13 protein-coding genes are annotated in these 15519 nt (G+C 70.3%); 2 read left to right on the forward strand and 11 right to left on the reverse strand.

Annotation, left to right across the window (positions count from 1 at the left end):
• Nucleotides 1-77: 77 nt before the first annotated feature.
• From H7694_RS03955 to H7694_RS04000, 10 genes are all read right to left on the reverse strand, one after another.
• The gene (locus H7694_RS03955; RefSeq protein WP_193598247.1) at nt 78-788 is read right to left on the reverse strand and encodes a DUF6882 domain-containing protein; all 711 of its coding nucleotides are present in this window, start codon (nt 786-788) and stop codon (nt 78-80) included.
• Nucleotides 789-938: 150 nt separating this feature from the next.
• Nucleotides 939-2033 carry a mandelate racemase/muconate lactonizing enzyme family protein gene (locus tag H7694_RS03960; protein ID WP_227468275.1) on the reverse strand — a complete coding sequence of 365 codons (1095 nt, stop codon included), beginning with the start codon at nt 2031-2033 and terminating at the stop codon, nt 939-941.
• Nucleotides 2030-2965: an NAD-dependent epimerase/dehydratase family protein gene (locus H7694_RS03965; RefSeq protein WP_193598251.1), complete on the reverse strand. Its 936-nt coding sequence runs from the start codon at nt 2963-2965 to the stop codon at nt 2030-2032. The genes H7694_RS03960 and H7694_RS03965 overlap by 4 nt, the downstream gene beginning before the upstream one ends.
• A 14-nt stretch (nt 2966-2979) precedes the next feature.
• Complete coding sequence (locus tag H7694_RS03970) at nt 2980-4326, reverse strand: Gfo/Idh/MocA family protein (RefSeq protein ID WP_193598253.1); 1347 nt, start codon at nt 4324-4326, stop codon at nt 2980-2982.
• A 143-nt stretch (nt 4327-4469) separates the two neighbouring features.
• A complete protein-coding gene (locus tag H7694_RS03975; protein WP_193598255.1) occupies nt 4470-5273 on the reverse strand; it encodes an HpcH/HpaI aldolase family protein in 804 nt (267 codons plus the stop codon).
• Nucleotides 5258-6043, reverse strand: a complete 786-nt coding sequence (locus H7694_RS03980; protein ID WP_193598257.1) for a fumarylacetoacetate hydrolase family protein — start codon at nt 6041-6043, stop codon at nt 5258-5260. Before H7694_RS03980 ends, H7694_RS03975 begins: the two co-directional genes overlap by 16 nt.
• A 100-nt stretch (nt 6044-6143) precedes the next feature.
• On the reverse strand, nt 6144-7310 hold the full coding sequence (gene hpaD / locus H7694_RS03985) for a 3,4-dihydroxyphenylacetate 2,3-dioxygenase (RefSeq protein WP_193598259.1): 1167 nt from the start codon (nt 7308-7310) through the stop codon (nt 6144-6146).
• A gap of 44 nt (nt 7311-7354) precedes the next feature.
• Nucleotides 7355-8875: a 5-carboxymethyl-2-hydroxymuconate semialdehyde dehydrogenase gene (gene hpaE / locus H7694_RS03990; protein ID WP_193599063.1), complete on the reverse strand. Its 1521-nt coding sequence runs from the start codon at nt 8873-8875 to the stop codon at nt 7355-7357.
• Nucleotides 8875-9567 (reverse strand): GntR family transcriptional regulator, encoded by a 693-nt coding sequence (locus tag H7694_RS03995; protein WP_193598260.1) that lies wholly within the window; start codon nt 9565-9567, stop codon nt 8875-8877. Before H7694_RS03995 ends, hpaE begins: the two co-directional genes overlap by 1 nt.
• A complete protein-coding gene (locus H7694_RS04000) occupies nt 9564-11120 on the reverse strand; it encodes a fumarylacetoacetate hydrolase family protein (RefSeq protein ID WP_227468276.1) in 1557 nt (518 codons plus the stop codon). Before H7694_RS04000 ends, H7694_RS03995 begins: the two co-directional genes overlap by 4 nt.
• Nucleotides 11121-11251: 131 nt before the next feature.
• Here H7694_RS04000 and H7694_RS04005 point away from each other — a divergent pair, with 131 nt between their 5' ends.
• Nucleotides 11252-12637: an MFS transporter gene (locus tag H7694_RS04005; RefSeq protein WP_193598262.1), complete on the forward strand. Its 1386-nt coding sequence runs from the start codon at nt 11252-11254 to the stop codon at nt 12635-12637.
• A 96-nt stretch (nt 12638-12733) separates the two neighbouring features.
• Here H7694_RS04005 and H7694_RS04010 read toward each other — a convergent pair whose 3' ends face one another.
• On the reverse strand, nt 12734-13423 hold the full coding sequence (locus H7694_RS04010) for an IclR family transcriptional regulator (RefSeq protein ID WP_193598263.1): 690 nt from the start codon (nt 13421-13423) through the stop codon (nt 12734-12736).
• Between the two features lie 182 nt (nt 13424-13605).
• Here H7694_RS04010 and H7694_RS04015 point away from each other — a divergent pair, with 182 nt between their 5' ends.
• Nucleotides 13606-15474: an FAD-dependent monooxygenase gene (locus H7694_RS04015; protein ID WP_193598264.1), complete on the forward strand. Its 1869-nt coding sequence runs from the start codon at nt 13606-13608 to the stop codon at nt 15472-15474.
• Nucleotides 15475-15519: the final 45 nt, after the last annotated feature.

The following is a 15519-nucleotide window of genomic DNA, read 5'->3' on the forward strand; positions in this document are numbered from 1 at the left end:
CGAGACCCCTGCCTGCTGGCGTCGATGCGCGGGGGTCTCGGCAGTGCTGTGGGGTCTCGGCGTCAGGGGGAGAGAAATCAGGAGACGGGGGTGATGGCGGCGATGCGGGCGTACTGGTCGAAGCGGAACGTGGCCGAGCCCGTGGCATCCGTCACCGTCGCCGCCGAGAACGCCTCGTCGGTCCACGTGAGCCGCCACCCTGCCAGCCGGCCGAGGTCCCAGACCGACGCACGCTGATCGCGCATCCGCACGTCCGGCAGCAGGCGGGGGAGTGCGTCGACGGCCGCCGCCACCGTGAGCGGCTCGAGCGGAGCGTCGAGCAGCAGCACTGCGGTGGTGTCGCCGACGGGTGCCGCCAGGCACGGCGAGAACCCGGTGATCTCCATCGCCGCCGCGGCGACGTCGTGCGCGAGCTGCGAGATCCAGGCGCCCAGGTCGTCGCTTGTGTCGTGCGGAAACGGCACCTCGCCCTGGGTCAGTTCCGGGATGCCGTGCTCGGCGCCGTATGCGAGCAGCTGCTCGGTGATCCCGGTGCGATCTCCCTCGGGCAGTGCCCACGACCACATCAGCGACCGCGGGCCCGGCGCGATCGATGCCAGCAGGTGCGGCGTGGCGGCGAGGACGCGCGAGGGGTCCTCGACCGAGGTGAACGTGAGTGTGCCGGCGTCGAGATCGGCATCCCAGCGGTGCTCGCCGAGAGCGTTCGTCGCGGAGAGCAGCTGGTCCTGGCGGAGTGCGGTGAACAGGGCGGCCCGGTCGGCCAGGGCACGCAGCGTCTCGAAGGTCATGCGCCCAGTCTGGCCCCGGATGCTATGCGCTTCCCAGGTGTGCGCCGTGAGGTCGCCATCATCGAGTCCGCCTCCGCGCCGGCGCTCAGGACCGGACGGTCGCCGCCTCGACGCGCCCCATCCGCCAGACGCTCGGCACGAGCGTCGTGGTCAGCGCGACGGCGCACCGCCACCGCCACCGCCACCGCCGACGAAGTCGAATCCCAGGCCGAGTTCGGGGCCGCCCGAGACCCAGCCGTCCGAGGCCGTGAGGATCGGATGCTCGAGCGCGCCGAGCTGTGCGAATCCGGCATCCTCGACGTCTTCGATCCAGGTCTGCTCGGGCAGCGTGAACGCGATCTGCGCCGAGAGTTCGGGCAGCAGATGTGCGGCGAGGACGACGCCGCGCTCGCGGGCCAGGTCCGCGATGCGCAGGAACGGTGTGATGCCGCCGACGCGGATGATGTTCGGCTGGACGATGTCCACGGCATCCGCGTCGAGGAAGTCACGGAACCGGTGCACGGTGTGCAGGTTCTCGCCTAGGGCGACGGGCACGTCGATCCGCCGGTGCAGCTCTCGGTGCACCGCGAGATCGTCGGCGCGCAGCGGCTCCTCGATCCAGCCGATGTCGTGAGCAGCCAGCGCGGGGATGGCGCGGGCTGCGGCATCCCCATCCCAGCGCTGATTGGCATCGACGAGCAGCCTGCGGTCGGGGCCGATCGTCTCGCGCACCGCCGCGACCCGGTCGAGGTCCTCTGCGAGCGATGGCTTGCCCACCTTGATCTTCACCGCCTGAAGCCCCGCAGCGACCCAGCGCTCGGCCTGTGCGACCAGCTCATCCAGGGGATAGTGCAGGTTCACGCCGCTGCCGTAGACCGGCAGACGCTCGTGCAACCTGCCGCGCAGGGACGTCACGCTCGTGCCCGCTCTGCGCGCCTGCAGGTCCCACAGGGCGAGGTCGATGCCGGCGAGGGCGATGGTCGTGATCCCGCCGCCGCCCGCCTCGTGTAGGTGCGCCCAGGCGGCATCCCACTCATCCGGTGTCGACGGGCGTCCGACGAGGAACGCCGTGAGGTCGTCGTCGATGAGGGCGCGCACCGCGGTGGCGCCGATCGAGGGCGTCCATGTGAAGCCGCGACCGACCTCGCCGTCGGCGGTGTGCACCTCGACTGAGATCACCCGGATGTCGGGCACGTCCGGACCCCACGGCCGGCGCAGCGCGAAACGGTGCGCCCGGGTGCGGATCGCGGTGATGGGTGCGGTCACCGGAGGCGACCCGCGTCGATGGGGGCGGCCTCGGCGGCTGCGGCTTCGACGGGGGCGGCGAGTTCGGTGCGCCAGGTGCGTCGCGCCCGCCATCCCAGCAGTTCGGCGGCCCGCCGACCTGAGAAGACGGCATCCGACCCGGTGAGGGATGCCGCGGCCGCAGCAGCCCCCGGGACGAGCGCCGCCACCGCCTCGGCGGTGGGCAGATCGACCAGCGCGTCGGGTGCGGTGACGAAGAACACCTCGCCGTTGGGCGCCTGGTCGCAGCGCTCGATCCAGGTGCGGACGAAGTCCGCGGCATCCCGGGCGTCGAGGTAGTTGAACAGCGCGACGGCCGACAGGGCGGGGTCAGCGATGCGCTCGGCGACGGTGTGGCCCTGCTGGGTGACGGCGCCCTCCCACTCCTCAGGAGCGATCACGTAGCAGGGGCGGAATAGGCCGAACCGCATCCGGTCACCGTGCCGGCGCGCGGCCATCCGGATGATCTCCTCGACGGCGACCTTCGACACGGCGTACCCGTTCCACGGCTCGCGCGGGTAGTCCTCGTCCAGCGGCAGGTACGACGGCGTCCAGCCGGGGGCGCCGTAGCCGATCACGGTCGGACTCGAGGCGACCAGCAGAGCGGATGCCGATGACGCCAGGCACGCCTCGACCACGTTCCATGCCAGCCGGGTGTTCACCTCGAACATCTCGGGGTCGGGCAGAGCGCCGGGAACGGCGACGGCGGCGAGGTGCACGACGGCATCCGGTCGCACCTCGCTGAACGCGGCGGCGGTCCCGGCGGGGTCCATCAGATCCACTGCGAGCTCGCGAACGGGCAACCCCGACGCGACGCGGTCGATAGAGACGACCTCGTGCCCGGCATCCGCCAGCGCCTGCACGACGCTGCGACCCAGGCGACCCGAGCCGCCCGTGACGATGATCCGGCTCATCGGCACGATCCGGCTCATCGGCGGGGGCCGGCGAGAGCGGCAGCGGCATCGCCGAGGTCGAGGTCTGCGATCCGGATCGCAGTGCCCTCGGCCAGCGAGCGGTTTCCCGCCAGGCCGACGGCCATGCTGCGCACCCCGTCGGTCCAGTCGGCGGTGCGGCCCAGCTCGTCCTGCTCGGCGCCGACGAACACGTCGCGCAGCAGCATGGCGTCGCCTCCGCCGTGCCCGCCCTCGGCCACCGGGATGGGAACCTCGACAGCGGTCTCGAAATGCCGCTGCACGAGCAGCCGCTCGGCGACCGGGCGCACGACGTCGTCGACGACGAGGTCGGGGCGTGCGCTGGGGTCGATGACCGTGCGCCCCTGCTCGTCGACGAGCACCGAACCGCGCTCGACGACGGTCAGCTCTGCCCGGCCCTTCGTGCCGTTCACCGCGACGGTGTACCCCTCCCAGGGGGAGTGGGCGTTCAGCGAGTACGACATCGTCGCGCCGCGCGCGTAATCGACCACGAGCGAGAGGTTGTCCTCGATGGTGATGCCCGGATCGAACACGTCGCGGTCGCGCCGGTATCCGTCGTGCTGCTCCTGGTCGAGATACAGGCCCTTCCAGGTGGGGTCGGTGCGCAGGTCGAGGCTGAACCGGTCGCGCAGCGGCGAGTCGGTGGTGCCGCGCTCGGGTCGCGGGCCGAGGCCCCTGGCCGCGGCGTTCTCGGCACCGTAGAAGCGCAGACCGCCCGAGGCGAACACGCGCACCGGCACGTCATCGATCCACCAGTTCACGAGATCGAAGTGGTGGCTCGCCTTGTGGATCAGCAGCCCGCCGGACATGTGCTTGTCGCGGTGCCAGCGGCGGAAGTAGTCGGCGCCATGCGCGGTGTCGAGCACCCACTCGAAGTGCACGCTGGTCACCTCGCCGATCTCGCCGGACGCGATCACGCGCTTCAGGGCGCTGTTGCGCGGCGAGTACCGGTAGTTGAACGTGATGGTGACGTCGCGGCCGGTGCGACTGGCCGCCTCCGCGATGCGGCGCACGCCGTCTTCGCTGGTGGTGAGCGGCTTCTCGACGATCACGTCGGCGCCGGCATCCAGGGCCGTCACGACGTGATCGGCGTGCGTGGCGTCGGGGGAGGTGATGATGACGCGCTGGATGCCGTGCGCGGCGATCGCCTCGGCCAGGTCGTCGACGCCGAAGCGCGCTGGGGTGCCGATGCCGGGATGCTGCGCCTGCGACCAGTCCAGGCGACCCGGGTTCGTGTCGCTCCACGCGACGAGCTCGGCGACGTCGGAGTGCGCTCCGGCGATCGCTCCGAGGTACATCTGCGCGCGGGAGCCGGAGCCGATCAGGGCATGGCGGCGGGTCATATCGAAAGCCTCTCGGTCACGACGCGCCGACCGGACGGAAGGGGATGCGGGAGATCAGCGCTCGCAGCCAGCGTACCTGAGAAAGCGCTTTCTCGGGGGGACGGTTTCGAACCCGATGCGCCCGGCGGCGGGCCGCACGCCGCTCAGTAGCTCGCGCGCCCGCCGTCGCCGGAGGCGCTGATGAACCGCGCGGCGAGCCCTTCGGATGCACGCGCCAGCATCGCGACATCCGCCCCTACCGCGACGAAGTCCGCTCCCGCCGCGATGTAGCCGTCGGCGCCGGCGGGATCGAAGGCGTTCACCCCGACCGCCTTGCCGACTTCCTTGACCGCGGCGAACGTGCGGGTCACCGCATCCACGACCTCGGGGTGCGCCTGCGCACCGAGATGCCCGAGGGATGCCGACAGGTCGGACGGGCCGACGAACACGGCATCCACCCCGTCGACCGCGGCGATCTCCGCCGCGTTCTCGACGCCCGCCGCCGTCTCGATCTGCACGGTGAGCGAGATGTGCGAGGCGGCATCCTGCAGGTAGCCGTCGACGCGGTTCCAGCGGGCGCTGCGTGAGAGCGCGCTGCCGACCCCGCGGATGCCGTGCGGCGGGTACCGGGTCGCGGCCACCGCGGCCTCGGCCTCGGCGGCGGAGGACACCATCGGGACGATGATGTTCTGCGCGCCGAGGTCGAGCACCTGCTTGATGGTCACGGGATCGTTCCACGGCACCCGCACGAGCGGTGCGACCGGGTAGGCGGCGACCGCCTGCAGCTGATGCAGCACCGACTCCAGGGAGTTCGCGGAGTGCTCCATGTCGATCAGCAGCCAGTCCACCCCCGACCCCGCGGCGATCTCGGCGATCAGCGGGCTTCCTGAGCACACCCACATGCCGATCTGCGCCCGCTCGGCCTCGGCGAGGCGATCGCGGAAGGGCTGATCTAGACGAAGCGGCATTCGATGGTTCCCATCTCGCGGTAATCGCACAGCACGGCGTCGCCGCGCGAGACCCACATCGGCCTCGTGAACGATCCTGCCAGGATGATCTCACCTGCCTCCAGTCGCTGACCGTGCTGATGGAACTTGTTCGCCAGCCAGGCCACTCCCAGCACCGGGTTGCCGAGCACGCCCGCCGCGACCCCGGTCTCCTGGATCTCGCCGTTGCGCGATAGCACGCCTGGCACCCAGCGCAGGTCGATCTCGTCGGGCCGCAGGTGCACGTCACCCAGCACGATCGCGCCATAGGCGGCATTGTCGCTGATGGTGTCGACGATCGTGCGACCCTCCAGCTCGATGTGCGAGTTCAGCACCTCCAGGGCGGGGACCGCGTAGTCGATCGCGGCCAGAGCCTGCTCGACCGTGCAGTCCGGGCCTTCGAGCGGCGTCTTCATCCGGAATGCGAGTTCGACCTCGACGCGCACGTTCGAGAAGTGATCGAAGGGGATCTCCGAGCCGTTCGCGTACACGGTATCGTCGAAGATCACGCCGTAGTCCGGCTCGGTGATCCCGGTCGCCTGCTGCATGGCCTTCGACGTCAGGCCGATCTTGCGCCCCACGAGCCGGCGGCCGGCAGCGAGCTGCGAGTCGCGCCAGACGCCCTGGATCGCGTACGCGTCGTCGACGGTCGCGTCGGGGTGCCGCGCCGTGATCCTCGGCATCACCCCGCGGGTGCGCTCGGCCTCGGCGAGCTCGGCCGCGAGGGCCGTGATGGTTTCGCGTGTCAGCATCCGCTTCTCCTGCTCTCAATCGCGTCTATATGGCACAAAGTGTCGCTATGCCGCCCCGATACCGGCACTTCGCGCCATATAGACGCGTGGTGGGGTGCGCTCACAGCTGGTGGCCGAGCTTGTACTCGCCCTGCTTCCACTCGGGCATCGACTTCTCGCCCTCGTCGGCGCGGGTGTACGAGAAGCCGTCGGCGCCGATGGTCACCGCCATCTCGCTCGTGTCGGTGCGCGCGATGACCGGCTGCGGGTTGCCGTCGAGGTCGAGCACCAGCGAGGCGTCGGTGTACCAGCTCGGGACCACCGGGTTGCCCCACCAGTCACGGCGCTGGTTGTCGTGCACATCCCAGGTGACGACCGGGTTGTCGGGGTCGCCGGTGTAGTAGTCCTGCGTGTAGATCTCCACGCGGTGCCCGTCGGGGTCGCGCAGGTACAGGTAGAACGCGTTGCTGACGCCGTGCCGGCCGGGGCCGCGCTCGATGGCGTCCGAGCGGCGCAGGGCGCCGAGCTTGTCGCAGATCGCGAGGATGTTGTGCTTCTCGTGCGTGGCGAAGGCGACGTGGTGCATGCGCGGGCCGTCACCGCCGGTGGCCGCCGTGTCGTGCACGGTGGGCTTGCGCCGCATCCATGCCGCGTAGACCGTGCCCTCTTCGTCCTGGATGTCTTCGGTGACGCGGAATCCGAGGTCCTGGTAGTGGCGCACCGCACGGGGCACGTCGGGGGTGACCTGGTTGAAGTGGTCCAGGCGCACCAGCTCGCCGGGCTTGTGCAGGTCGTAGCGCCACGACAGGCGCTCGACGTGCGTGGTGGCGTAGAAGAACTCGTACGGGAAGCCGAGCGGGTCGACCACCCGCACCGAGTCGCCGATGCCCTTGACGAAGCCGTCGGGGTTGCGGCGCACATCGCAGCCGATCTCGGTGTAGAACTCGACGGCGCGGTCGAGGTCGGCCTCGCTGCGCACCCGGTACGAGAACGCGGCAACCGCCGCGAGCGCGCCCTTGCGCAGCACGAGGTTGTGGTGGATGAACTCCTCGGTGGAGCGCAGGTAGATGGCCTCGTCGTCCTCCTCGGTGACGTACAGGCCGAGCACGTCGACGTAGAACTCGCGGGATGCCGCGAGGTCGGTCACGACGAGCTCCATGTAGGCGCAGCGCAGGATGTCGGGCGGCGAGGCCTGCGGTGTCGTCACCGGGTTCGCGCTGCGGATCGGCGCCTCCTGGCTCACGTAGAAGCCCGAGGAGGTGAGGGTCATCTCTTCACGGTTGGTCATGTCAGCGTCCTTGCTTGATGGTGGTCTTCCGGAGTGGGGGTCGGTCAGCGGGGGTCGGGGTCGTCGAGATCCTGCTTGCCGAACGCGGGGTTGTGCGGGGCGCCGAGCGTGATGTGCACGCTCTGCTGGTCGGTGTAGAAGTCGAGCGAGCGGTAGCCGCCCTCGTGGCCGAGGCCGGAGGCCTTCACGCCGCCGAACGGGGTGCGCAGGTCGCGCACGTTGTTCGAGTTCAGCCACACCATGCCGGCCTCCACGGAGCCGGCGAAGTTGTGCGCCCGCTTGAGGTCGTTGGTCCAGATGTAGGCGGCCAGGCCGTACTTCGTGTTGTTCGCGAGGGCGAGCGCCTCTTCGTCGGTGTCGAACGGGGTGATCGCGACGACCGGTCCGAAGATCTCCTCCTGGAAGATGCGGGCGTCGGGCGACACGTCGGCGAAGGCGGTCGGGGCGACGTAATTGCCGGTCGGGAAGCCCTCGGGGCGTCCGCCTCCGGCGATCAGCCGGCCCTCGGACTTGCCGAGCTCAACGTAGCTCATCACCTTCTCGTAGTGCTCCGGGTGCACCAGCGCGCCGACCTCGGTGGTCGGGTCGTGCGGCAGGCCCACCTTGACGCGCTTGGTGAGTGCGGCGAAGCGCTCGACGAACTCGTCGTAGATCTCGCGCTGCACGAGCACCCGCGAACCGGCGGTGCAGCGCTCGCCGTTGAGGGAGTAGACGCCGAAGATGCACGCGTCGATCGCGGTGTCGAGGTCGGCGTCGGCGAACACGACGGCGGGGCTCTTGCCGCCCAGCTCCATCGACAGGCCCTTCAGGTACGGCGCCGAATTGCCGAAGATGATCTGCCCGGTGCGGCTCTCGCCGGTGAACGAGATCAGCGGCACCTCCGGATGCTTGACCAGCGCGTCGCCTGCTTCCTCGCCGAGCCCGTTGACGAGGTTGAAGACGCCCTGGGGCAGGCCCGCCTCCTCGAAGATCCCGGCCCAGAGCGATGCCGACAGCGGCGTGAACTCCGCCGGCTTGAGCACGACGGTGTTGCCCGCGGCCAGCGCCGGCCCGAGCTTCCACGACTCGAGCATGAACGGCGTGTTCCACGGCGTGATCAGGCCGGCGACACCGATCGGCTTGCGGTTGACGTAGTTCATCTGCTTGCCCGGCACCTTGAAGGCGTCATCGGCCTGCGCGACGATCAGGTCGGCGAAGAAGCGGAAGTTCTCGGCGGCGCGACGCGCCTGGCCGAGGGCCTGGGTGATCGGAAGGCCCGAGTCGAAGCTCTCGAGCTCGGCCAGGCGCGCGTCGCGCGACTCGACGATGTCGGCGATGCGGTGCAGCACGCGCGAGCGGTCGCGCGGCAGCATCCGCGGCCACGGGCCCTCGGTGAACGCGCGGCGTGCGGCGGCGACGGCACGGTCGATGTCGGCCTTCTTGCCGGCTGCGGCGTGCACGTAGGTCTCGTTGGTGACGGGGTTGAGCACCTCGAAGGTGTCGCCGTCGATCGAGTCGACGAACTCGCCGTCGATGTAGTGCTGAATCTTCTCCGGCAGATCGGCCGGGGTGTACGCGTCGGTCATCATCGTCCTTCTTCGCTGGGGTGTGGGTGTCTGGCGTCCAGGAACGCGTCCAGGGTGCGCCAGCGGTGGTCACGGGCGGCGAGCTCGATCTGCAGCGGGTCGGCGCCGCCGCGGATCAGCTCGAGGATGTGGGTGTGCTCGTCGACGGAGTGCCTGGCACGGCCGGGGACGAACGCGAACGTGGAGTCGCGGATGCCGGAGAGCCGGCCCCATCCGCGGTGCACCAGGTCGAGGATGTGCGGGTTGGGGCACGGCTCGTAGAGCACTGAGTGGAAGTCGCGGTTGAGGTTGGTGAAGGTGTGCGCGTGGAAGTGGTCGAGCAGGCGCAGCATCCGGTCGTTGATCTCCTCGGCGCGGGCGAGCGCCGCCTCGTCGAGCAGCGGCGCGGACAGTGCGGTCGCCGCGCCCTCGACGAGCCCGAGGGTCTGCATGGTGTGCGCGTACTCGCTTTCGTCGATCAGCGCGACATGCGCGCCGACGTTGCGCTCGAAGGTCACCAGGCCCTCGGCCTCGAGGCGGCGGATGGCCTCGCGCACCGGCACCACGCTCATGCCGAGCTCATCGGCGATCGCACCCAGCACCAGGCGGTAGCCGGGCACGAAGGCGTGCGACGAGATGCGCCCGCGGATCCAGGCGTACGCCTGCTCGGACTTGCTGCCCTGCTTGCCGTCCTGGGCGACCGTGCTGCTCATGACTGCGCCGCCTCGCCCTGTGCCGCCTCACCCTGTGCCGTTCCGCGCGCGTCGAATCGGGCGCGCCACTCGGCGTTCATCGGGAACAGCCCGTCGACCGGATGCCCGTCGGCGACCTGCTCGGCGATCCAGGCGTCCTCCTCTTCCTGGGCGAGCGCCTCGTCGGCGACCTCCTCGGCGAGGGACGCGGGGATCACGATGACCCCGTCTCCGTCGCCGACGATGATGTCGCCGGGCTGCACCGTGGCGCCGCCGCAGGCGACCGTCACGTCGTACTCCCACGGCACGTGCCTGCGCCCGAGCACCGACGGATGCGCGCCGCGCGAGAAGACCGGCAGGCCGATCTCGGTGACCGTGTCGAAGTCGCGCACGCCGCCGTCGGTCACGACGCCGGCGGCGCCGCGGGTCTTCGCGCGCAGGGCGAGGATGTCGCCGAGCGTGCCGGTGCCCGCGTCGCCGCGGGCCTCGATCACGATGATCTCGCCCTCACCGACCGCGTCGAACAGGCGCTTCTGGGCGTTGTAGCCGCCTCCGTGCGAGGTGAAGAGGTCTTCGCGCAGCGGCACGAACCGCAGCGTGCGCGCGGTGCCGACGATCTTCGCTCCGGCGATGTTCGCGGCGACACCGTCGATGAAGCACGACCGCAGCCCGCGCTTGCGCAGCTGGCTGGACAGCCCGGCAGTCGGCGCGGCCTCGAGCTTTGCGCGCAGCTCGGGGGAGATGCCTCCCGCTGCGGCGGCATCCGGCAGCGCGGCGGCATCCGGCGCCCCGGCGGCATCCGCTCCTTCGTCTCGCTGCGCTCCCTCAGGGACCGGGGGGATGAGCGCGGCCGAGCCCCAGGCCTCCTCGCGCTGCAGGTCGTCGACGGCCGGCAGCGATCCGAGGGAGGCGTCGAAGGGGATCGCACCCTGCGTCACGGTGGTGCGCAGTCGTCCTGAGGTCGGCGCGCCCTCGGCATCCGGGGCGTCGACCTCGATCTCGACGACGTCACCCGGGACGATGACGCTCGACCCCGCCGGCGTGCCGGTGAGGATCACGTCGCCGGTCTCGAGCGTGAAGTGCTGGGAGAGGTCAGCGACGAGCTGGGGGAGCGAGAAGATCAGGCCGGCGGTGGTGTCGTCCTGGCGCAGCTCGCCGTTCACCCAGGCGCGCACGCGAAGGGCGCCGGGGTCGACGCGCGAGGCGTCGATGAGCTCCGGGCCGAGCGGCGTGTAGCCGTCGCCTCCCTTCGAGCGCACGTTGGAGCCCTTGTCGTTGGCTCGCAGGTCGTACAGGCCCAGATCGTTCGAGGCGGTGACGGATGCCACGTGCGACCATGCGTCGGCCAGCGAGACGCGGCGTGCCGGTGCGCCGATGATCAGCGCGATCTCGCCCTCGAAGGCGAGCAGCTCGGTGCCCGCCGGTCGCTCGACGGTGCCGCCGGAGGCGGCGACGGAGCTGGCGGGCTTGAAGAAGTACGAGGGGGCGGCGGGCCTGCGGCCGCGCTGCGCGGACCGCGACTCATAGCTCAGGTGGATGGCGATGATCTTGCCGGGTCTGGTGATCTCTGTCACGGGGCGCCTCCTCGCGCTGATCGGACACCGTCGGACGATGCCTTGTGCGTCGTATTTGAAATCGTATATGATGACCGCGCAGGTGGCAAGCATCAGGGGCCATCCGACAACGACGTCACCTAAGGAGCATCATGAGTGATCACACCGGCTCGCCCGGATTCACCCCGACCGGCACCATCGCCAGTCCGCACGATCGCCGCCGCGTGGTCTTCGCCACCGTCGTCGGCACCACCGTCGAGTGGTACGACTTCTTCATCTACGCCTTCGCGGCCGCGACCGTGTTCGCAGCCCTCTTCTTCGAGCCCATGGGTGCGGAGTTCGCGCAGATCGTGTCGTTCTTCACCGTCGGCGTCAGCTTCCTGTTCCGCCCGCTGGGCGCGTTTCTCGCCGGACACTACGGAGACAAGATCGGCCGCCGGCCGATGCTCGTCATCACGCTGCTGCTCATGGGTGTCGCGACCACGCTCGTGGGTCTGCTGCCCACGCACGCCGTCATCGGCGTGTGGGCGCCGATCCTGCTGATCTTCCTGCGCGTGGTGCAGGGCATCTCGGCGGGTGGCGAGTGGGGCGGCGCGGTGCTCATGGCCGTCGAGCACGCGCCCAAGCCCAAGCGCGGACTGTTCGGCGCCTCGCCGCAGATCGGCGTGCCGATCGGCCTGCTGCTGGCATCGATGATGCTGGCGCTGATGGCGCAGATCGCTCCCGGTGAGGCGTTCCTGGCATGGGGCTGGCGCGTTCCCTTCCTGCTCTCGATCGTGCTGATCGGCGTCGGCTACTGGGTGCGCCGACGCGTCTCGGAGAGCCCGGTGTTCACCGAGATCGCCGAGCGCAAGGAGGAGTCGCGGATGCCGATCGTGCAGCTGCTGCGCCACCACCTGCCGCTCGTGATCGTCGCCGCCCTCGTGTTCGCCGGCAACAACGCTGTGGGCTACATGACCACCGGCGGCTACATGCAGCGGTACGCCACCGCCACGCCCGGCCCGATCGAGCTCGACACCTCGGCGGTGTTCTGGGTGGTCGCGCTCTCGGGTGTGACCTGGCTGATCTCCACCTGGTTCGGCGGCTGGCTCTCCGACAAGCTCGGGCGTCGCAACACCTACATCCTCGGCTGGGTGCTGCAGCTGATCGGCGTGTTCCTGCTGTTCCCGCTGACCAACATCGGCACGGTGGGCTCGCTCGCCGCGGCCCTGATCATCCTCACGATCGGCCTCGGCCTCACCTACGGCCCGCAGTCCGCGCTGTACTCCGAGCTGTTCCCGGCATCCATCCGGTTCTCGGGCGTCTCGATCTCGTACGCGATCGGCGCGATCCTCGGTGGCGCCTTCTCGCCGATGATCGCGCAGGCGATCTTCCAGGCGACCGGGGCCACCACTGGCATCACCTGGTACCTCGCCGGCATGACCGTCATCGGCCTGATCGGCACGCTGCTGCTGCGCGACCGCACCGGTATCCCGCTCGGGCCCGAGCACGAGGCCGAGCAGGCCAAGAGCCCGATCTACGGGCTGTCGAAGGCCTGACCCCGCTGCAGCTCTGAAGGACATCTGCAGGTCTGAAGGATGATCCCCGCCGGATCATCCTTCATATCTGCATTCCTCCTGCATTCCCGAGGCCGCTCAGCCCTCCAGCGACTCGCGGATCGCGCGCGCCGAGCGCTGCAGGCGGGCGGCGATCTCGGCATCCTCGAACCGGGATGCCGCATGCACGACGGCCAGCGTCGCAGGGCGCTTGCCCCGCAGCACCAGGGGGACGGCGACCGAGCGCACGGTGGGGATCACCTCGTCGTGGCTGGTCGCGAAGCCGCGCTCGCGCACGACGGCGATCTCGGCGCGCAGCGCCTCGGAGACCTCGGGCCACTCGGCATCCGGCAGCTGGGCGAGGATCGCCTTGCCCGGTGCGCCGACGGTGACCGGATGCCGAGCGCCGGGGCGCTGGGCGACGTTCGCGACCGCATGCCGCGGCTCGACGCTCGAGAGGGTGATGCACTCGTCGCCGTCGAGCACGGCCAGCAGCGCTGTGAGCCCGAACTCGTTGGCGACGGCCGTGAGCTCGGGGAGCGCCTCGGCCTGCAGATCGTGGGCGACGCCGGCGGCGAGGGCCGCCATGCGCGGCCCGAGCGACGCGAGCCCCGCCGCGTCGCGTGCGACGAGGCGGTGATCCTCGAGCGTGCGCAGCAGCCGGTAGGCGATCGAGCGGTGCACCTCGAGCCGGGTGGCGACCTCGTCGATCGAGAGCGGCCCGTCGGCCAGGATCTCGAGGATCCGGATGCCGCGGCTCAGCGTCTGCGAGGCGGGGGCGGCGACCATGCAGCTCCTTCTGTGCGCGATCCGCGCGCGTCCGTGCGCGGGCGGTCTTGTCACCGCATCCGCTCTTCGTATACGATCTGTTCAATAGTAGAACGTCGCGTTCGAATATAGAACACGCCGTTCCTTGTGAGCAACACCTCGCGAGCAACACCTGACGATGCTGTCCAGGGAAGGACCCGACGATGCAGTTCCACCACCACGGCTACGTATCCGGCGAGCCCCGCGTGCTCCCCGCCGAAGGCGTCGGCGTCGACCGGCCCGCCGAGCTTCCCGACGAGACCGACGTGCTCATCGTCGGCTCGGGACCGGCCGGCATGCTCCTCGCCGCGCAGATGTCGCAGTTCCCCGATGTCACCACCCGCATCATCGAGCGCCGCGACGGACGGCTCGTGCTCGGCCAGGCCGACGGCATCCAGCCCCGCAGCGTCGAGACGTTCCAGGCGTTCGGCTTCGCCGAGCGCATCATCGCCGAGGCGTACAACATCGGCTGGATGAACTTCTGGGGCCCCGACCCCGAGAACCCCGACAACATCATCCGCACCTCGCGCACCGAGGACTACGGGCTCAAGATCAGCGAGTTCCCGCACCTCATCGTCAATCAGGCGCGCGTGCTGGACTACTTCGCCGAGGCCGCCGCCTACGGACCGGGACGGATCGAGCCGGACTACGGCATCGAGTTCGCCGGCCTCACCGTGCACGAGGACGGCGAGCACCCCGTCGAGGTGCGGGTACGGCACACCGCCGGCCCCCGCGCGGGGGAGGAGCGCACGATCCGCGCGAAGTACGTGGTCGGCTGCGACGGCGCCCGCAGCGGGGTGCGCGAGGCGATCGGCCGCAAGCACGTCGGCGCCATGGCCGCGCACGCCTGGGGCGTCATGGACGTGCTCGTGAACACCGACTTCCCCGACTGGCGCATCAAGTGCGCGATCAACGCCGAGGCGGGGAACATCCTGCACATCCCGCGCGAGGGCGGCTACCTCAGCCGCGTCTACGTCGACCTCGGCGAGGTGGCGGCCGATGACAACCGGCAGGTCAAGCACACGCCCATCGAAGACATCATCCGCAAGGCCAACGAGATCCTGCACCCCTACACGCTCGACGTGAAGGAGGTCGCCTGGCACAGCGTCTACGAGGTCGGCCACCGGGTCACCGACGGCTTCGACGATGCGCTCGACGCCGACCGCCACCCGCGCGTGTTCCTCACCGGAGACGCCTGCCACACGCACAGCGCCAAGGCCGGGCAGGGCATGAACGTCTCGATGCAGGACGGCTTCAACCTGGGCTGGAAGCTCGGCCACGTGCTCTCGGGCCGCGCCCCTGACGAGCTGCTGTCGACCTACGCCGCCGAGCGCCGCCCGGTCGCGCAGCAGCTGATCGACTTCGACCGCGAGTGGTCCTCGCTGATGGCGCGCAAGCCCGAGGAGATCTCCGACCCGCAGGACCTGGCGACCTACTATCTGGCCACGGCCGAGTTCCCCTCCGGCTTCATGACGCAGTACGCCGAGTCGATGATCACCGGCACCGACGCGCACCAGGCGCTGGCCGCGGGTTTCCCGCTGGGCAAGCGGTTCAAGTCGGCCGAGGTCACCCGCGTCTCGGACGGCAACGTCGTGCACCTGGGCCACCACGCCCACGCCGACGGACGCTGGCGCGTATACGCGTTCGCCGACCCGGATGCGTCGAAGCTCGCGTCCTGGGCGGAGGAGGCGGCACCGCTGTTCGCCCGCTTCACGCCCGCGGACGGCGACTCGGACGCCGTGATCGACGCGAAGGCGATCTACCAGCAGCGCTTCGACGAGTTCGAGGTCACGCACGCACCCGAGCTGTTCCAGCCCAGAACCGGCCCGTTCGGGCTGACCGACTGGGAGAAGGTTTACGCGGCGGCGCCGTCGGCGTGGTGCGCCACCGACATCTTCGACGAGCGCGAGCTGTCCCGCGACGGCGTGGTGATCGTGGTGCGACCCGACCAGTACGTCGCCGCGATCCTGCCGCTGGATGCGGTCGACGAGCTGGGTGCCTTCCTCGACGGGGCGCTGCTGCCGGCATCCTGACGGGTAGGGAGCCGGCCCCTGCCGGGCCGACCCGCCGGCCCGCGC

This window comes from Microbacterium sp. YJN-G (genome assembly GCF_015040615.1).
Taxonomy (GTDB): domain Bacteria; phylum Actinomycetota; class Actinomycetes; order Actinomycetales; family Microbacteriaceae; genus Microbacterium.